This window comes from Streptomyces sp. NPDC002870, from assembly GCF_042888505.1.
In the GTDB taxonomy this organism is placed as follows: Bacteria; Actinomycetota; Actinomycetes; order Streptomycetales; family Streptomycetaceae; genus Streptomyces.
In genome coordinates this window covers 147,508-165,695 of sequence record NZ_JBIAPW010000001.1, presented here as the reverse complement: position 1 = coordinate 165,695, position 18,188 = coordinate 147,508, and the positions used below count along the sequence as shown (strand labels likewise).

Genomic DNA, 18,188 nt, shown 5'->3' with positions numbered 1-18,188 from the left:
GGATTCCTGGGGCTCCGCCCCAGACCTCCCCCATAGCCCTTCGGGTATGGGGGACCCCCACTCCTCAAACTCCCCCAGACTTCGTCCGGGGGGACCCCCAAAGGGCTGGATTTCCGCCCGTCCGGCGTTCGCTTTGAAGGCCGTTGGGGATCCCCTGGAATCCATCCCCCTGGACGAAGACAGCTACCGGCGGCGCCGGTCAGCCCCGTTTCAGGGTCAGCACCTCCGCCGCCGCGAACGTCTCGTTCGCCGGGCGGTCCGCGTAGTGCGCTGTCAGCACCGCATCCAGCTCGTCGTACGAGAACGCCTCCTTCGCGGTGTCGAACTTCGCCGCCACCCTCGGGCGTTCGACGATCGCCACCATCCCGCCGTGCACGACCAGCAGCTGCCCGTTGACCTTCGCCGCCGCGGGCGAGGCCAGGTAGCCCACCAGCGGAGAGACATGCTCCGGCGCCAGCGGGTCGAGCCCGCCGTCCTGCGGTTGTCCGAAGCCGGCGAACACGTCCTGCGTCATCCGGGTCCTGGCGCGCGGGCAGATCACATTGGCCGTGACCCCGTACTTGGCGAGCGCCAGCGCCGTCGAAGTGGTCAGGCCGACGATGCCGCCCTTGGCCGCCGCGTAGTTCGGCTGGCCCGCCGAGCCCGCGAGGAACGCCTCCGAGGAGGTGTTGACGATCCGCCCGTAGACCGGTGCCCCGGATGCCTTGGAGCGCTCGCGCCAGTGCACCGACGCGAAATGAGTCGTGTTGAAGTGCCCCTTGAGGTGGACGCGGATCACCGAGTCCCACTCGCTCTCGCTCATCGAGAAGACCATCCGGTCGCGCAGGATGCCCGCGTTGTTGACCAGGATGTCCAGCTTTCCGTACGTGGAGACCGCCAGCCCGGCCAGGTCGCGGGCCTGGGCGAAGTCGGAGACGTCGCCGTGGTGGGCGGTGGCGGAGCCGCCCGCCGCGCGGATCTCCTCTGCGACCTCCTCCGCCGGTGTCGCCGACGCCTCGCCCGAGCCGTCCCGGCCCGGCCGGCCGTAGTCGTTGACGACGACGCTCGCGCCGAGGCGGGCGAGTTCGAGCGCTTCGGCGCGCCCGAGGCCGCGGCCCGCCCCGGTGACGATCGCGGACAGGCCCTCAAGTGGCAGTGACATCAAAGCCCTCTCAGATCTCGATGCAGGTGCGCAGCGCCTCGCCTGTACGCATCTGGGCCAGGGCGTCATTGACCTCCGCGAGCCGCACCCGGTGGGTGATCAGCCCTTCGAGGTCGATGCGGCCCGCCCGCCACAGGGCGATGGCCCGTTCGTACGAGGTGAGCACGTCGCCGCCGCCGTACATCGACGGCAGGATCCGCTTCTCGTCGAAGAACAGCTCGAACATGTTGAGCTGGAGGAAGTCGTCCATGGCGCCGGCGCCGACGATGCACAGGGTGCCGCCGCGCCGGGTCGTCTCGTAGGCCGTGCGCGCGGTGACGGACTTGCCGACGACTTCGAAGACGTAGTCGAATCCCTCGCCCGCGGTGACGCGCTGCTTGGCGTCGGCCAGTCCGTCGGGCGACACGGCCTCGGTGGCGCCGAATCTGAGCGCGGCTTCGCGCCGGGTGCCGACCGGGTCGACGGCGACGATCTGGGCCGCGCCCTTGAGCCGCGCGCCCTGGATCGCGGAGATGCCGACACCGCCGCAGCCTATGACGGCGACCGACGAACCGGCCGTCACGTCCGCGGTGTTGATGGCCGCGCCGAGCCCCGTGGTCACTCCACAGCCGATGAGCGCGGCGATGTCGAACGGCACGTCGTCGGGGATCGGCACGGCGCACGCGGCGTCGACGACGACCTCCTCGGTGAAGGTGCCGGTGCCGGCGAAGCCGAACACGTCAGAGGGGCTGGCACCGGGGCGCTTGAAGTTGGGGGTGCCGGCGTTCATGAAGCCGGCCAGACACAGTTCGGTCTGGCCGCGCTTGCAGGCCGGACAGACGCCGCACGCGGGCAGCCAGCACAGCAGCACCCGGTCGCCCTGCTTGAGACCGGTGACGCCGTCGCCGACGTCGATGATCTCGCCGGCACCCTCGTGCCCGGGGACGAAGGGCGCGGGCTGCGGCAGCACGCCGTTCATCGCGGAGATGTCGGAGTGGCACAGTCCGGTGACCCGGACCCGGATCTTGACCTTGCCCGGGCCGAACCCCACCGCCTCGACGTCGTCGAGGATCTCGAGCTTGTCCTGCCCTGTCTCGTGCAGTACGGCTGCGCGCACGGTGCGGCTCCTCTCGTACGGATGGCTGGGCGTGTTCCAGGCGTGCACTGGGCGTGCCCCAGGCGTGCCTTCGACGTGCTCTCCGCGTGCTCTCCGCGTGCTCTCGGCGTGCTCGCGGCTTGTTTCTAGGCGCGTTCGACGACGGTGTCGGCGAGGACCGGGGCGTCGTCCCTCTCGACGGCGCTCACCGCCACCTGGACGTGGTCGGACTCCGGCGAGCCGGACCACATCCGGATACGCAGGGTCTCGCCGGGGAAGACCACCCCGGCAAAGCGGGTGGCGTACGAGCGGACACGGCTGACGTCCCCGCCGAGCAGCGTGTCGACGACCGCCTTGAGCGTCATGCCGTACGAGCAGAGCCCGTGCAGGATGGGCCGCTGGAAGCCGGCGCGCGCGGCGAACTCGGGGTCGGCGTGCAGCGGGTTCCAGTCGCCGGAGAGCCGGTAGAGCAGCGCCTGGTCCTCCCGGACCGTCTTCTCCACGGTCTTGTCCGGTTCTCGGGAGGGGAGTTCGATGCGCGGCGAGGGCCCGCGGTCGCCGCCGAAGCCGCCTTCTCCGCGTACGAAGATCTGGGCGTCGCTCGTCCACAACGGGCCTTCGTCGTCGGCCGCTTCGGTACGCAGGACGAGGATCGCGGCCTTGCCCTTGTCGTACACGGCCGCGACCTTGGAGGTCGATACGGCGCTGCCCTCGACCGGGATCGGCCGGTGCAGCCGAATGCTCTGCCCGCCGTGCAGCACGGCTGCCAGGTCGACGTCGAGGCCGGGTCCGAAGAGCCCGCTGACGACGCCCAGGCCCGAGCCCGCGACGGTGGCGAAGCTCGGCAGCACATGGAGCTTCGACTCGAGGGTGTAGCGGAGCTCGTCGGGGTCGGTGGCGGGGACGCCCGCGCCGAGGCCGAGGTGGTAGAGCTGGACGTCCTTGTGGCCCCAGCTGATCCTGGCGCTGCGGGGCTCGGCGGCGACGGCCTTGGCGGCATCGATGGGCATGAGGATGCTGCTCCCTGATGAGTGGAAGACCTCGGCGCGGCCGTCCGCACCGTCGGCCGCACCGAGGTCGTACGGGGCCGCCCCCTGAGCGGTTCTAGAACGCGTTCTAGGAGTCGGTGGCCATATGTATAACGCAGCCCCCATTACTTGTGAAGACTGCTGACGCCATGTCAGAACCAACCGCACCCGGGACATTTGTCACTGCCGAGTGCGTACATGCGCATCTGCCGGAGCCCTGTTCCCCGTCCGTAGCGTGATCCGCATGACGCATACACAGCCGCAGACGCAGACGCGGACAGCGCGGGTCTCGTACCGTCGGTCCGCGAGGACCGGCGAGCCGAGGAGCGGAGTGGTGCTGAAGCTGAAGAAGGCCGCACAGCCGCCGGAGGGGGTGGGCCCGCCCGGCTACGCCCTGCTGCCGTGGCTGCTGATGGGCATGGGAGCCTTCGCCAACCTGCTGCAGGGCAAGACCCCGAACCCGTGGGTCGGCGGCATCGGCCTGCTGGCCTTCAACTCCCTCTACATCAGCGTGGTTTTCCGCGCCTTCGTGAAGGAGAAGCGGGAAGCGCCCGCCACTGCCTGGCTGCTGGTCGCGATGGCCGCCATCACCTGCGCTCTGGCGATCGGCTACGGCGGCAGCTGGCTGCTCTTCTTCCCGCTGCTCGGCCTGGCCACCGGATCCGTCGTACGGGGAAAGCCGCTCGGCCCGGTCGGGCTCGGCCTGAGCGCCCTGGCCGGCGTCATCGCCGGGCTGCGGGACGGCTGGGGCGCGGTCAATGTCGCGTACGGCACGTTCATCTCCTGCATGGTGACCGCCGCGATCCTCGCCCTGTCCGAGACCGTCAAGGAGCTGCGCGCGACGCGCGAGGAGCTGGCCCGTACGGCGGTGGAGAAGGAGCGGCTGCGCTTCTCCCGCGACCTGCACGATCTGCTCGGCCACACCCTCTCGGTCATCGTGGTCAAGTCGGAGGCCGCCCGCCGGCTGGCCCCGCGGGACATGGACGCCGCGATCGTCCAGATCACCGACATCGAGACGGTCGGCCGCCAGGCCCTCACCGAGATCCGGGAGGCGGTGACCGGCTACCGCGAAGGCAGCCTGGCGACGGAGCTCGACCGGGCCCGCGACATCCTCGCGACGGTCGGCATCAAGCCGGTCGTACGGCAGTCGGGGCAGCCGCTGGAGCCCCAGTCCGAGGCACTGCTGAGCTGGGTGGTCCGCGAGTCCGTCACCAATGTCGTACGCCACTCCAAGGCGTCGCGCTGCGAGATCGAGGTCACCGGAACCCCCGAACGGGCCCGTCTGGTGATCACGGATGACGGCCGGGGCGTCGGGTCGGGCACGCCCGGCAGCGGGCTGAAAGGTCTGCGCGAGCGCCTCTCGGCGGCCGGCGGCTCACTGGTGGCGGGCCCGGTTGCCGGCGCGGGTGCGGGCGCAGATGCGGGCCCGGTTGCGAGCGCGGATGCAGGCCCGTCGCCCCGGGGCGGCTTTCGGGTGAGCGCGGAACTGCCGGTGGACGCGGTACGGGGTGCGGAACGAGTGCGCCCGACTGAGCAGTGCCGGGGCGATCTGTCCGCCATACCCTTGCGTCGTGGAAGAGATGCCCCGTGACCACCGGCCCGGCAAGTCCGTACGTGTACTTCTCGCCGAGGACCAGGGCATGATGCGCGGCGCGCTCGCGATGCTCCTCGGGCTGGAGGAGGACATCGAGGTCGTCGCGCAGGTCGGCCGGGGTGACGAGATCGTGGACGCCGCGCTCGTGGCGCGGCCCGATGTCGCGCTGCTGGACATCGAACTGCCCGGGCGCAGCGGGCTCGACGCGGCCGCCGACCTGCGGAACGAGGTGCCCGACTGCCGGGTGCTGATCCTGACGACCTTCGGGCGGCCCGGGTATCTGCGGCGGGCGATGGAGGCCGGGGCCGCGGGGTTTCTGGTCAAGGACGGGCCGGTGGAGGAGCTGGCCGCGGCGATCCGGCGGGTGTTGACGGGCGAGACCGTGATCGATCCGGCGCTGGCCGCGGCGGCGCTGAGCGCGGGACCGAGTCCGCTCACCGCGCGGGAGCGGGATGTCCTGAACGCCGCGGTGGACGGAGCGACGGTCTCCGACATCGCCGCTGCGCTGCATCTGTCCGAGTCGACGGTACGGAACTACCTGTCGTCGGCCATCGGCAAGACGGGCACGCGCAACCGCATGGAGGCGGTGCGGGCGGCACGTCAGCAGGGCTGGCTGTAGGCGCCCGCGGCGGGCTTGTTCCCCACCCCGCCCTCCCCCCACGGCCTGGCGGCCGTGGGGAGGTACCCCCCATCCCGAATCGGTACCTAGGACTTTCGCAGCAGCGTGACGACCGCCGCCCCGCCGAGCCCGATGTTGTGCGCGAGCCCCACCCGCGCGCCCGCCACCTGCCGCGTTCCCGCCTCGCCCCTCAACTGCCGGACCAGCTCTGCCGCCTGGGCCAGACCGGTCGCGCCGAGCGGATGCCCCTTGGAGATCAGGCCGCCGGAGGGGTTGACCACCCAACGGCCGCCGTACGTCGTCGCCCCGCTCTCCACGAGCTTGCCCGACTCGCCGTCCGCGCACATGCCCAGCGCCTCGTAGGTGAGCAGTTCGTTGACGGAGAAGCAGTCGTGCAGCTCGATGACGTCGACGTCCTCGATGCCGAGCCCGGAGTTCGCGAAGACCTGCCGCCCGGCGGCCCGTGACATCGGCTTGCCGACGACGTCGATGCACGATCCGGAGGCGAAGGACTCCTCGGTGTCGGTGGTCATGGCCTGGGCGGCGATCTCCACGGCCTTGTCGTGCAGGCCGTGCTGGACGACGAAGCGCTCGGACACGACCACGGCGGCGGCCGACCCGTCGGAGGTCGGCGAGCACTGGAGCTTGGTCAGCGGCCGGTGGATCGTCTTCGCCGCGAGGATCTCGTCGACCGAATACACGTCCTGGAACTGGGCATCGGGGTTGTTCGCCGAATGCCGGTGGTTCTTCGCGCCGACGGCGGCGAACTGCGCCTCGGTGGTGCCGTACCGCTCCATGTGCTCACGGGCGGCATTGCCGAAGATCTGGGCGGTGGGGGGTGTCATCTCGAAGCCGTGCGCGGCCGCCATGACCCCGTAATGACGCGCGACCGGTGACGTGGCGAAGTCCCCGCCGTCCGCACCCGCCCCCAGCGCCCCGCGGGTCATCTTCTCGAAGCCGAGCGCCAGTACGCAGTCGCTGATGCCGCCCTCGACGAACTGCCGCGCCATCATCAGCGCCGTCGAGCCGGTCGCGCAGTTGTTGTTGACGTTGTAGACGGGGACGCCGGTCAGACCCAGTTCGTACGCGGCGCGCTGGCCCGCCGTCGAGGCCTGGAAGCAGTACCCGACAGGCACCTGCTCGACAAGGTCGTACGAGATTCCCGCATCGGCGAGCGCCCGCGTCCCCGCCTCCTTCGCCATGTCCCAGTACTGCCAGTCCCTCGACTCGGGCTTCTCGAATTTCGTCGTCCCGACCCCGACGATGTACGTCTTCATGGCTTCCTCTCAGTCTCTGGGCAGGCCGAGGATGCGCTCGGCGACGACATTGAGCTGAACCTGCGTGGTGCCACCCGCGATGGTGAGACAGCGCGACATGAGAAAGCCGTGCACGGCCCGCGCACCCGCTCCTTCGCACAACGCGCCCTCGGGTCCCAGCAGTTCGAGGGCGAGCTCGGCGGCCTTCTGCTGGTGCACGGTCTGGACGAGCTTGCGTACGGACGCACCCGCGCCCGGTTCGAGCCCGGACACCTGTCGCATCGTGGTCCGCAGACCGATGCAGGCGAGGGCGTGCGCCTCGGCGGCCAGCGCCCCGATACGTACGCGGTCGGCGCCGTCCAGGCCGGACGCCTGCGCGAGCAGCGCCTCAAGTCCCGTGTCGAAGGTCAACTGGTCAGCCATATGGACGCGTTCGTTGCCGAGGGTGTTGCGGGCGACTTTCCAGCCCTCCCCGACCTTCCCCACGACGGCGTCGTCGGGCAGCAGTGCGCCGTCGAAGTACACCTCGTTGAAGAGGGAATCGCCGGTGATCTCCTTGAGCGGCCGGATGTCGATGCCGTCCGTCCGCTTCATGTCGACGACAAAGTAGGTGAGCCCCTTGTGCTTGGGGACGTCGGGATCGGTGCGGGCGAGCAGAATGCCGTAGTCGGCCCGCTGGGCGGAGCTCGTCCACACCTTCTGGCCGCTGATGAGCCAGCCGTCCCGGGTCTTCTCGGCCCTGGTCCGCAGACTGGCCAGGTCCGATCCGGCCCCCGGCTCGGAGAACAGCTGGCACCAGCGCAGATCGCCGCACAGCGTCGGCCCGAGGAAGCGCTCCTGCTGCGCGGGCGTCCCGTACGCGATGAGTGAAGGCACCACCCACGTCGCGATGCCGAGGTCGCTCACCTGCACCCCGGCGGCTCGCAACTCCTCCTGCACGACGAGCTGTTGCACGGCTCCCGCGCCCAGTCCGTACGGCTCCGGCAGATGCGGGGCGGCGTACCCGGTGGGAGCGAGGGCGCGGCGTACGGCGGCCGGGTCCAGTCCTCGTACGCCCTCGGCCGCCGCCCGGGCCGGACCCCGGTAGGACGCGGCCTCCCCCGGCAGCTCCAGCCGCAGCTCACGCCGCGCCCCGCCCGCCGCGAGTGAGACCGCCCGCAGCCGGTGGCCGTCGCCGGACCCCAGCAACTGCCGTGCGACCAGGGCCCGGCGCAGATACAGGTGCGCGTCGTGCTCCCAGGTGAAGCCGATCCCGCCGAGCACCTGGACGCAGTCCTTGGCGCAGGTGTACGCGGCGTCCAGCGCGGCCGCCGCGGCGAGCGAAGCCACCAGGCCGCGTACGCCGGCACTGGCGTCCACCGCGCGTGCCGCGTCCCACGCCAGCGCGCGGGCCTGCTCGACGCGCACCAGCATGTCGGCGCACAGGTGCTTGACGGCCTGGAACTGCCCGATGGGTCGCCCGAACTGTTCGCGCACCTTGGCGTACTCGGCGGCGGTGTGCAGCGCCCAGGCGGCTGTGCCGCACGCTTCTGCCGCGAACAGCGTGCAGGCGAGGTCCCGTACGAGAGCGGTGTCGATGTCCAGTACGCGGTCCCGGGGCACTGTCACGCCATGCGCGCTCACCTCGGCGGTGGGCCGGGTCGGGTCGGCGCTCTCGTGCACGCGAACGGTGAGCGCGTTCGCTTCCACCACGGCCCAGAGCGTGCCCAGCGCGGACTCGGCGGCGAGCAGCAGCACATCCGCCTGCGCCCCGGCGAGTACGGGCGGGGCCGTCCCGTCCAGCAGCAGGCCGCCGTCGACGGCGACGGCGGTGAGCGACCCGGGGCCGAGGGCAACGGCCCCGATGCGTTCCCCGCCCGCGAGTGCGCCCGCCAGATCGCCCCTGCCCGCGCGGGCCAGCACGGCGGAGGCGAGCACGCTGGGCAGATACGGCCCCGGCAGCGCGCCCCGCCCCGTCTCCTCCAGGACGACGGCCAGGTCGAGCACCGTCCCGCCCCCGCCGCCGTGCTCCTCGGCGAGATGCACGCCGAGGAGCCCCTGCCCGGCCGCGCCGTCCCAGTAGCCGGGCCGCCCGACCCCGCTGGAGGGCACATCGAGGAGCTTGCGCACTTCCCCGGGCGGCACGGCGCGCGTCAGCCAGCCGCGTACGGACCTGGCCAACTCCCTCTGTTCGTGCGTGATTCCGATCCCCATGAGCGGCAGACTAGAACACGTTCCAATCTGGCGGAAGGCTGGTGGCGCCCGCAGCTGCCGCTGCCCAGTCGGGTGCGGTCAGGGTGTGATCAGGGAGCGAGCACGACCGTCTTGCCGGGCAGCCGCCCGGCGCCGGCGTCCTCATGCACGGCTGCCAGATCGGCCACCGGGCGGTGGGCGGCGACGTGGAGCCGGAGCTTGCCGGCATCCACCTTGGCGACCAGCTCGGCCAGCTGGGCTCCGTCGCTGCGGACCCACAGGCTTGCGCTGCGCACCCCCCGGGTGGGGCCCTCGGGTATCGGGCCGGCTGTGCTGGCGGCGACCCCGCCGTCGGCGACGTAATTCGTCAGCTGCGCGAGTTCCTCCGGGGAGACGCGCACGTGGTTCACCACGACCTGGAACGGACCGCCCACGGCGGCCGGACCCGCGGCGAGGTCGAGGGGGCCGACGACCCGGTCCGCGCCGTAGCCCCGAAGGCGGTCGGCGTGCTGCGGCGCGTCCACCGCGGTCACGTGCGCTCCCGCGTCGACGGCGAGCTGCACCACGAGGCTGCCCACCGCGCCCCCCGCCCCGTTGACCAGGACGGTCTGACCGGGCTTCAGCTCGGCGAGCTCGAATGCCGTCTGCCAGGCCGCCAGGCCGGTCAGCGGCAGCGCCGCGGCGTCGACCAGCTCGGTCGTCCGGGGCGCCGGGGCCAGGGACTCGGCCGGGGCGAGCACGTACTCGGCGGCGCCGCCGGCGGAGTCGAGGGGCAGCATCGCCACGACCCGGTCGCCGACCTCCAGGCCCGTCACGTCCGCGCCGAGTTCAGCGACGGTACCCGCCAGGTCGATCCCCGGCACGTACGGGAGAGTGATCGGGATCATCTCGGCCAGGACACCGGCGCGGATGTGGTCGTCGACGGGGTTGAACGACGTGGCCGCCACCCGCACCAGCACCTGCCCGGTGCCGGGGACCGGACGGTCGACGTCCTCGTAGCGCAGGACCTCGCTGCTGCCGAACTCGTGGAAACGAATTGCCTTCATGGCACTTTCCTCCAGGGTGAATTGATGTCGTCGCCAAGGGATGAGGCGATCAGGCGGGAAGGTGAAGCACGTCGAGGCGCTCAGGTCAGCTGCACCGACCGGGTGGAGTTGCCCATCACCATGCGGTCGATGGCGCTCACGGCGCTTCCGGGGTCATCGGCGGCGCCGACGGTGAGCAGCAGCGGTACGAAGTGGTCGGCCGTCGGATGGGCGACCGCGGCGCTGGGTGCCTTGTTGCGGTAGTCGGTGAGGGCGTCGGCGTCGCCCCGGGCCAGGGCGTCAACGGCCCATTCGTCGAAGGCCGTGGTGTCGGCGGCGAGCTCCGGCTGGCGGAAGACGGCGAAGCTGTGCGTCATGAAGCCCGAGCCGAGAACGAGGATGCCTTCTCCGCGCAGGGGCCGCAGGCGTGCCCCGAGTTCGAGCAGAGCGCTGGGGTCGAGGCTGGGCATCGACAACTGCACGACCGGGACGTCGGCCGCGGGATGCATGGCCATGAGCGGGATGAAGGCGCCGTGGTCGAGGCCGCGGTCGGCGAACTCGTGCACCGGCGTCCGGCCCAGCAGGCCCGTGAGTCGCCGAGCCAGGTCGGTGGCGTCCGGGGTCGCGTAGGGAAGGGTCTTGTAGCGGGGGTGGAAGCCGCTGAAATCGTAGTAGAGCGGGGTGCCGGCCGCGGCTGCGGATATCGCGACCGGTGCCTGTTCCCAGTGCGCCGAGATGACGACGATGGCCCGGGGTTTGGGCATCGACTGGGCCCAGTCGAAGAGGTCGCTGAGCCACTGCGCATCGTCGAGGGTGAACGGGGCCCCGTGACTGACGAAGAGGCTGGGCAGGGGACCGTCGGAGGGCTTCCACACCCGCTGCTCGCGCGCCTGTGGCAGGACCCGGGCCAGGAGGTCGTCGTACGCCGCGGCTGGTGTGCGCGACGGGACTGGGGAAGTCGGGCCGCTCGGGGAGGCCAGGCTGCTCGTGGTGGTCATCGAAATCAGCTCCTTCACTTGCCTTGGCAAGTGTTTTCACTTGCCAAGGCAAGTTGAAAAGTAGCTCACCAAGAGTTGCCTAGGCAAGTGATGCGAGTTGCCCGGGCAAGTATGATGGGGCTCATGAACAACCAGTCACCCTGGCTCGACGACGGGCAGCAGGACCTGTGGCAGGCGCTCCTCACAGTCGTCATTGCCCTCCCGGCGGCCCTCGACCGCCAGCTGCAGCGAGACGCAGGCATCTCCAACTTCGAGTACGGGGTTCTGGCCCGGCTTTCCATAGCCGACGAGGCCACGATGCGGCTCAGCGACCTGGCCCGGGTCTGCGACAGCACCCAGCCCCGCCTGTCGAAGGTGATGGACCGCTTCGAAGCCCGCGACTGGGCCGCCCGCCGACTCGACCCCAGCGACGGTCGATACACCCTCGCCACCCTGACCGACGCCGGCCGGCAGAAGCTCGTCGAGAGCGCACCGGAACACGTCGCGCAGGTGAAGCGGCTCGTGTTCGATCCGCTCAGCGCCGCTCAGCGCCGCCACCTCGGGGCCGCACTCACCCGCATCGCCGCTACCGTGCGCCGGGAACTCGAAGGAGGCTGAGCGCCGTCCTCCGAGGACGGCGCCGTCGGGGGCCTCGGCCCGGCGGGAAGACGATGTGGTTCGAGTGCGACGCGTGAGGCACGATGGGCGGCCGGACACCCCGTACGACCTGGAGGAACCCATGGCCGCCGCCCCCAAGCCGGAGACCCTCGCCGCCTTCGAGGCGGCCAAGGGCTTCATGCCCGTACAGGAGGGGCTCGCCCTGTACGCGGCCGCGGCGGAGGCCGGCAAGCTCGGGCTGCCGCTGCTCGAGGTCGGCACGTACTGCGGACGCTCGACCATCCTGCTCGCCGACGCCGCCCGCGAGGCGGGCACGGTCGCCGTCACGGTCGACCACCACCGGGGCAGCGAGGAGCAGCAGCCGGGCTGGGACTACCACGACACGGAGACCGTGGACCCCGAGATCGGCCGTATGGACACGCTTCCCACCTTCCGTCGCACCCTGCACAGGGCCGGTCTGGAAGACCACGTCATCGCGGTCGTGGGCCGGTCCCCGCAGGTCGCGAAGATGTGGGGTACGCCACTGGGCCTGGTCTTCATCGACGGCGGGCACACCGACGAGCACGCGGCCGCGGACTACGAGGGCTGGGCCCCGCATGTCGCCGACGGCGGCCTGCTGGTGATCCACGATGTCTTCCCCGACCCGGCCGACGAGTGGACCGGCCAGGCCCCGTACCGCGTCTACCTCCGGGCACTCGCGTCCGGCGCGTTCACCGAGGTCTCGGTGACCGACTCGCTGCGCGTCCTGCGACGTACGGGGCCGGGGATCTGAGCCGCCCCGCTAGCATCGCGAGGGTGTCGTACGACGAGAACCAGCCCCCAACCCGTCCGCACCGCACCGGCCGCGGCAATCTGGCCATCGCGATCGCCGCGCTGGTGCCGACCGCCCTGGCCGGGTGGCTGGTCTGGAAAGCGATGAACGGCCCGGAGGACAACGAGCCGCCGAAAGCGCTGCCGACGCCGAGCAAGCAGACCACCGCGGGCAAGCCGGGACCTGCCCCGTCGCCTTCGCCGTCGGCCTCCTCCCCCGCCGCCTCGTCCACGTCCTTGCCCCCGAAGGGGAGTGCGTCGGGGCCGCTGGCCGGCAAGGTCGTGGTCGTCGACCCGGGGCACAATCCCGGAAATTTCCGGCACACGAGCGAAATCAATGAACTCGTGGATATCGGAACCAATCGCAAGGAATGCGACACGACGGGCACAGCCACCAACGACGGCTACACCGAAGCCGCATTCACCTTCGATGTTTCACAACGTCTTCGCACACTGCTCGAAAAGCAGGGCGCGACGGTCGAATTCACCCACACCAACGACCGTCCCTTCGGTCCCTGCGTGGACGAACGGGCGCGGATCGGCAACAAGGCAGAGGCGGACGCGGTCGTCTCCGTCCACGCGGACGGCTCGGGCGTCGGCAACCGCGGCTTCCACGTCATCCTTCCCGCCCTGGTCAAGGGCGGTGCGGCGGACACCGCGAAGATCGTCGCCCCGTCCCGCGACCTCGGCGAGCGGATCGCGGGAAAGTTCGTACGCGCGACCGGCAGCGCCCCCTCCAACTACCTCGGCGGCGGCACCGGGTTGGACGTGCGCGAGGATCTCGGCGGCCTGAATCTGTCCACCGTGCCCAAGGTGTTCATCGAATGCGGCAATATGCGTGACCCGAAAGACGCGGCCCTGCTGAAGAGTTCGAGCTGGCGGCAGAAAGCGGCGCAGGGAATCGCGGACGGCATCGGCAGTTACCTCCAGAGGTAACAGTGCGATACCCGGCAGACGGCGGGATCGGGCAGACGATAGATTCACCTCTACGATGGGGAGTCACCCCCGAGCTCCGCGCCGTGCACACCGCCACACAGGCGGCAGCGACGACCGCCCCGATGAGACGACCGACGAAGGATTCTTTACGTGAACATCCGCTCCCTCACTCGAGGCGATGGCGTGGTGATCGGAGCAGCGGTGTTGCTGTTCATCGCCTCGTTCCTCGACACGTTCGACTGCTCCGGCAGCAACTGCGACGACGTGCCGACCGCCTGGGACAACGGTTCCCTGCTGCTGGGTGTCTACCTGGCCGGCATCATCGGTGCGGCGCTGATCGTCATCTCCCGCGCGCTGCCGCAGCCGCCCAAGGTCATCGGACTCGACCTCGGCCAGCTCGGCGTCGCCCTGACGGTCTTCACCGCGTGGAGCGCGCTCGGCGCGATCTTCGACCCGGCGGGCTCCCTTGACGTCGGTGACAGCGTCGACGCCGGCACCGGCCTGATCCTCGGCTTCATCGCGGCGCTCGTCCTCGCGGCCGGCGCCGTCTGCTCCCTGATCGTGCCCGCCTTCAAGGCCCCGCTCGTCGGCGCCCCGAAGCCGGCCGCGACCCCGTACGGCGCGCAGCCCGGCGTCCCCGGCGGCTACGGCTACCCGGGCGCCCAGCAGCAGCCCTACGGCGCGCAGCCGGGTCAGCCCCAGCCGTACGGCGCCCAGCCGCAGCAGCCGGGTCAGCAGCACGCCCCGGCCGCGCCGCAGCAGACCGGCGGCGCCGCCGACTTCACGCCGTTCTGGTTCGCGGTTCCGGTGGCCCGTCCGCTGTACGGCGAGGACGGTTCGCCGACCCCGATCGCCGAACTCGCACCGGGCACCTGGTACCTCGCGGTCGAGCAGCGCGGTCCGGGCCTCATCGCCCAGACGCAGGACGGCCGTCGTGGCGTCCTGCAGGACACCTCGGGCATCCAGCGCGGCTGAGGCACGTGGTTGCCGCAAGCGGTTGACGTCGGCGGCTGACACACACGGCTGATGCCGGCGGCTGACTCGCACGGTCCGTTCACGGCCCCTCGCCCTTCCGGGCGGGGGGCTGTTGCCGTACTCTGACGCCCCGTCAGAGAGGTACGGCTGGAGGGAACCCGGTATGCGACTCGGCCTTGCTCTCGGCTACTGGGGCCGCGGCCCCGACCCCGGCCATCTGGAGCTCGCCCGCGAGGCCGAACAACTCGGCTACGACTCCGTGTGGACCGCCGAGGCCTGGGGCTCCGACGCCTTCACCCCCCTCACCTGGATCGCCGCACACACCTCCCGCATCCGGCTCGGCACAGCGGTGGCCCAGATGGCCGCCCGCACGCCCACCGCCACCGCGATGCACGCGCTCACCCTGGACCACCTCTCCGGCGGCCGGATGATGCTCGGGCTCGGCCTGTCGGGACCGCAGGTGGTGGAGGGCTGGTACGGCCGCCCCTTCCCGAAGAGCCCGCTGACGGCGACCCGCGAATACGTCGACGTGATCCGCCAAGTCCTCAGACGCGAGGCCCCCGTTGAGCTGGCGGGCCGCTTCCACTCCTATCCGTACGCCGGTGAGGACGGCAGTGGTCTGGGCAAACCGCTCAAGCCCATCACGCATCCGCTGCGTGCCTCGCTGCCCGTCCTGCTGGGCGCGGAAGGGCCGAAAAACATCTCCCAGACGACGCGCATCGCCGACGGCTGGCTCCCGTTGTACTGGTCGCCACTGCGCACGGATGTGTACGAGGCCTCCCTCACCGAGCTGCCCGAAGGCTTCGTGATCGCGCCGATGGCCCGCGCCAAGGTCTGCGACGACGTCGCAGAGGGACTGCTTCCGGTCAAGGCGATGCTCGGCTTCTACATCGGCGGCATGGGCCACGCGGCCCGTAACTTCCACGCCGACCTGATGGCGCGCATGGGGTACGCGTCCGAAGCCCGGCACATCCAGCAACTGTTCGCCGACGGCCGCCGCGAGGAGGCCGTCCTCGCCGTCCCCGACGCCTTCGCCGACGAGATCTCACTCGTCGGACCACGGCGTCGGATCGCCGAACGCCTGGAGCTGTGGCGCAAGGGCCCGGTCACGGACTTGCTGGTGACCGCCCCGGACCCGCACACCCTCCGGGTCCTGGCAGAGCTCAACTCGTAGGCCCAGGGGCCCTCAGAGACCGGAATGGGTTTCACAGGCTCACAAGCGGCAACCCGAAGGGTATGAGTCTCAGTCAACGCAAGGGAACGAATCAGGCCGCGACGGTCGTCATGATCGTTGCCGATGTCATGGCCGTCATCCTCGGCCTCTGGATCCTGATGTATCTGCTGGACGCCAACCGCGCCAACGACCTGGTGGGCTTCGTCCAGGACGCCGCCCGCTGGCTGGCAGGCTGGTCCTACGACCTGTTCACCTTCGACGAGGCATGGGCGCGAGTCGTATCCGGCTACGGCCTGGCCGCCGTGGTGTACCTCTTCGTCGGCCACGCGGTGGCGGGCCGCCTGCGCAGGCACTAGGGGGTGACCGGGGAGTTCCCCCACCCCGCCCCTTCCCGTAACCGGGGCTCCGCCCCGGACCCCCGCTCCTCAAATGCCGGAGGGGCTGAATGTTCAGCCCCTCCGGCATTTGAGGACACGCGCGAAGCGCGTACGGGGGTCTGGGAGCTTCCTACCGCATCCCGGGACCTGCAGCATGACGCAGGTCCCGGGATGCGGTAGGAAGTATGCCGTCCTGAGCGCCCTGAGTAGAGGCGATCAGCACATCCTCGCTGGTCAACGACGTGTTTTGCGGCAGGTCATGACAGAGAAGAACCTTCCCTCCCGCAGCCTCAACACCGTAGCCAGGTCAGCCTTGCCCCCGGTTACGGGAAAGGGCGGGGTGGGGAAGAGGCCCGCCGCGGGCGCCGCCCTAGCAGCAGTCCGGCGCCAGCCCCCGCGGCAACCGCTCCCCGCCGAAGACCGCGGTCGTCGCCTCGTCCCCTCCGAGCGCGGCCACCGCCAGCAGCAGCGATCCCGCCGTCCAGGTGGTGAGCTCCTCCGGCCAGACGGCCCGGCTGCCCTCGAAGACGTAACCCGTCCAGTACAGGCCGCCCTCGGCCCGCAGATGCTGGACGGACTGGAGGATCTCCAGCGCCCGGTCGGACTCGCCCATCACCCACAGGGCCAGGGCCAGTTCACAGCTCTCGCCGCCGGTCACCCAGGGGTTGGGCAGCACACACCGCACCCCGAGGCCGGGGACCACGAAATCGTCCCAGCTCTGCTCGATACGGGACTTGGCCTCCACGCCCGTCAGCGCGCCGCCGAGGATCGGGTAGTACCAGTCCATGGAGTAGTGGCTCTTGTCGAGGAAGCGTTCGGGGTGCCTGCATATCGCGTGCGCGAGCGCGCCCGCCGCCAACTCCCAGTCGGGCTGCGGCTCTTCGCGCGCCTCGGCGATCGCCAGCGCGCAGCGCAGCGCCTGGTGGACCGACGAACTGCCGGTCAGCAGCGCGTCGTTCACCGCGGTGCCGTCCGCCTCCCGCTTCCAGCCGATCTGGCCACCGGGCTGCTGCAGCTCCAGTACGAACTCGATGGCGGCGAACACGGCCGGCCACATCCGGTCGACGAACGCCTCGTCGCCGGTGGCGAGGTAGTGGTGCCAGACGCCGACGGCGATGTACGCGCAGAAGTTGGTCTCGCGGCCGCGGTCGGTGGGGCGGTCCGCGTCGCCGTCCTGGTACGCGGCGTACCAGGACCCGTCCCGGTTCTGGTGCCGCGCCAGCCACTCGTACGCACGGGCCGCGGCCTCGTGCTCGCCCGCCGCGTCCAGCGCCATGGCGGCTTCGGTGTGGTCCCACGGGTCGAGGTGGTGCCCGCGGAACCACGGAATCGCGCCGTCCTCGCACTGCGCGGCGAGAATCCCCGCGACCGTCTCTGCGGCTTCCTCCGCGGTGAGCACCCCGGGCAGGACGAGGTGCTCAGTACGGCCCGGAGAGGTCACTTGGCGGCCGCCGCAGGCAGGTGCGGCTTGGTCGCGTACGCCACGAAACTCTTGCCGATCAGCGGGTTGAGCGCCTGCTCGGCGAGGCGGGTGGCCAGTGGCTTCTTCATGATGTCCCAGACCAGCAGCCGGTGGTACGCCTTGACCGGCAGGGCCTTGTCGTTGTCCACGCCGAAGGCGCACTTGAGCCACCAGTAGGGCGAGTGCAGCGCATGCGCGTGATGCGTGCCGTACGGCTTGAGCCCGGCCTCCCGCATCTTGCCGATCAGCTCGTCGGCCTTGTAGATGCGGATGTGGCCGCCCTCGACCTCGTGGTACGCGTCGCTGAGCGCCCAGCAGATCTTCTCCGGGCCGTAGCGGGGGACGGTGACGGCGATGCGCCCGCCGGGCTTGAGGACCCGCACCATCTCGGCGAGCACGCCCTTGTCGTCCGGGATGTGCTCCATCACCTCGGAGATGATCACGACGTCGAACGACTCGTCGGGAAAGGGGAGGTTGAGGGCGTCGCCTTCCATGGCGGTGGCGGTCGCGCCCTCGGGCGCCTCGCCCGCGTCCTTCATCGCGGCGAACCACTTGGCGACCTCGCGGATCTCCTCGCCGTTCTGGTCGAGCGCCACGACCTGCGCACCGCGCCGGTAGCACTCGAACGCGTGCCGCCCGGCGCCGCACCCGAGGTCGAGCACGCGGTCGCCTGCGGCAAGCGGAAAGCGGGAGAAGTCGACGGTCAGCACGGGGTCGGCCTGCCTTCGAGGTCGGAGGAACCAGTTCCTGTGGCCGCGGAGCGGCGAGCGCCCTGGACGCACCGTGCCCAGGAGGTACGTGGGGCCGCGGAGCGGCCGGGAGACGGTACCGCGAAGCGGTCAGGGGCCTGCGACTGCGGGGTCCGGCGGCGCCCTTGGCCCGCGGCACGGGCAGGGGCCTGCGGCTGCCGCGTCACCGGGGCACCCCCGCGGGCGACAGCCTGAGCGTG

At 70.9% G+C, this 18,188-nt stretch carries 17 protein-coding genes; 8 read left to right on the top strand and 9 right to left on the bottom strand.

The window, feature by feature from the left end; genetic code table 11:
* Positions 1 to 199: 199 nt before the first annotated feature.
* From ACFYWY_RS00815 to ACFYWY_RS00805, 3 genes are all read right to left on the bottom strand, one after another.
* Positions 200 to 1,141: a 3-oxoacyl-ACP reductase gene (locus ACFYWY_RS00815; RefSeq protein ID WP_389177510.1), complete on the bottom strand. Its 942-nt coding sequence runs from the start codon at positions 1,139 to 1,141 to the stop codon at positions 200 to 202.
* Between the two features lie 10 nt (positions 1,142 to 1,151).
* Positions 1,152 to 2,237 (bottom strand): Zn-dependent alcohol dehydrogenase, encoded by a 1,086-nt coding sequence (locus ACFYWY_RS00810; RefSeq protein WP_389177507.1) that lies wholly within the window; start codon positions 2,235 to 2,237, stop codon positions 1,152 to 1,154.
* A 125-nt stretch (positions 2,238 to 2,362) separates the two neighbouring features.
* Positions 2,363 to 3,226: a MaoC/PaaZ C-terminal domain-containing protein gene (locus tag ACFYWY_RS00805; RefSeq protein ID WP_389177505.1), complete on the bottom strand. Its 864-nt coding sequence runs from the start codon at positions 3,224 to 3,226 to the stop codon at positions 2,363 to 2,365.
* Between the two features lie 262 nt (positions 3,227 to 3,488).
* Here ACFYWY_RS00805 and ACFYWY_RS00800 point away from each other — a divergent pair, with 262 nt between their 5' ends.
* Together ACFYWY_RS00800 and ACFYWY_RS00795 are read left to right on the top strand one after the other, a co-directional pair.
* Entirely contained in the window at positions 3,489 to 4,835 is a 1,347-nt protein-coding gene (locus ACFYWY_RS00800) for a sensor histidine kinase (RefSeq protein WP_389177503.1), read from the top strand.
* Entirely contained in the window at positions 4,825 to 5,457 is a 633-nt protein-coding gene (locus ACFYWY_RS00795; protein ID WP_389178389.1) for a response regulator, read from the top strand. Before ACFYWY_RS00800 ends, ACFYWY_RS00795 begins: the two co-directional genes overlap by 11 nt.
* Before the next feature lie 86 nt (positions 5,458 to 5,543).
* Here the strand turns inward: ACFYWY_RS00795 and ACFYWY_RS00790 are convergent, their stop codons facing one another.
* From ACFYWY_RS00790 to ACFYWY_RS00775, 4 genes are all read right to left on the bottom strand, one after another.
* A complete protein-coding gene (locus ACFYWY_RS00790) occupies positions 5,544 to 6,734 on the bottom strand; it encodes a lipid-transfer protein (protein ID WP_389177500.1) in 1,191 nt (396 codons plus the stop codon).
* 9 nt (positions 6,735 to 6,743) lie between these two features.
* The gene (locus tag ACFYWY_RS00785; RefSeq protein WP_389177497.1) at positions 6,744 to 8,906 is read right to left on the bottom strand and encodes an acyl-CoA dehydrogenase; all 2,163 of its coding nucleotides are present in this window, start codon (positions 8,904 to 8,906) and stop codon (positions 6,744 to 6,746) included.
* 89 nt (positions 8,907 to 8,995) lie between these two features.
* Complete coding sequence (locus tag ACFYWY_RS00780; protein ID WP_389177494.1) at positions 8,996 to 9,931, bottom strand: NADP-dependent oxidoreductase; 936 nt, start codon at positions 9,929 to 9,931, stop codon at positions 8,996 to 8,998.
* A gap of 80 nt (positions 9,932 to 10,011) precedes the next feature.
* Positions 10,012 to 10,908, bottom strand: a complete 897-nt coding sequence (locus tag ACFYWY_RS00775; protein WP_389177491.1) for a DODA-type extradiol aromatic ring-opening family dioxygenase — start codon at positions 10,906 to 10,908, stop codon at positions 10,012 to 10,014.
* A gap of 123 nt (positions 10,909 to 11,031) precedes the next feature.
* On the opposite strand from ACFYWY_RS00775, the gene ACFYWY_RS00770 reads away from it, so the two are divergent.
* The 6 genes from ACFYWY_RS00770 (at position 11,032) to ACFYWY_RS00745 (ending at position 15,756) form a co-directional block, all read left to right on the top strand.
* Positions 11,032 to 11,505, top strand: a complete 474-nt coding sequence (locus ACFYWY_RS00770) for a MarR family winged helix-turn-helix transcriptional regulator (protein WP_389177488.1) — start codon at positions 11,032 to 11,034, stop codon at positions 11,503 to 11,505.
* A gap of 121 nt (positions 11,506 to 11,626) precedes the next feature.
* Positions 11,627 to 12,277, top strand: a complete 651-nt coding sequence (locus ACFYWY_RS00765) for a class I SAM-dependent methyltransferase (protein WP_389178387.1) — start codon at positions 11,627 to 11,629, stop codon at positions 12,275 to 12,277.
* A gap of 23 nt (positions 12,278 to 12,300) precedes the next feature.
* Positions 12,301 to 13,251, top strand: coding sequence for an N-acetylmuramoyl-L-alanine amidase (locus ACFYWY_RS00760; protein WP_389177485.1), 951 nt, complete (start codon positions 12,301 to 12,303; stop codon positions 13,249 to 13,251).
* A gap of 150 nt (positions 13,252 to 13,401) precedes the next feature.
* The gene (locus ACFYWY_RS00755) at positions 13,402 to 14,226 is read left to right on the top strand and encodes a hypothetical protein (RefSeq protein ID WP_389177482.1); all 825 of its coding nucleotides are present in this window, start codon (positions 13,402 to 13,404) and stop codon (positions 14,224 to 14,226) included.
* 163 nt (positions 14,227 to 14,389) lie between these two features.
* A complete protein-coding gene (locus tag ACFYWY_RS00750) occupies positions 14,390 to 15,400 on the top strand; it encodes an LLM class F420-dependent oxidoreductase (RefSeq protein WP_389177479.1) in 1,011 nt (336 codons plus the stop codon).
* A 62-nt stretch (positions 15,401 to 15,462) separates the two neighbouring features.
* On the top strand, positions 15,463 to 15,756 hold the full coding sequence (locus tag ACFYWY_RS00745) for a hypothetical protein (protein ID WP_389177476.1): 294 nt from the start codon (positions 15,463 to 15,465) through the stop codon (positions 15,754 to 15,756).
* Between the two features lie 391 nt (positions 15,757 to 16,147).
* Here ACFYWY_RS00745 and ACFYWY_RS00740 read toward each other — a convergent pair whose 3' ends face one another.
* The gene (locus ACFYWY_RS00740) at positions 16,148 to 17,218 is read right to left on the bottom strand and encodes a prenyltransferase (RefSeq protein WP_389177473.1); all 1,071 of its coding nucleotides are present in this window, start codon (positions 17,216 to 17,218) and stop codon (positions 16,148 to 16,150) included.
* Positions 17,215 to 17,949: a class I SAM-dependent methyltransferase gene (locus ACFYWY_RS00735; protein WP_389177470.1), complete on the bottom strand. Its 735-nt coding sequence runs from the start codon at positions 17,947 to 17,949 to the stop codon at positions 17,215 to 17,217. Before ACFYWY_RS00735 ends, ACFYWY_RS00740 begins: the two co-directional genes overlap by 4 nt.
* Positions 17,950 to 18,188 lie beyond the last annotated feature (239 nt).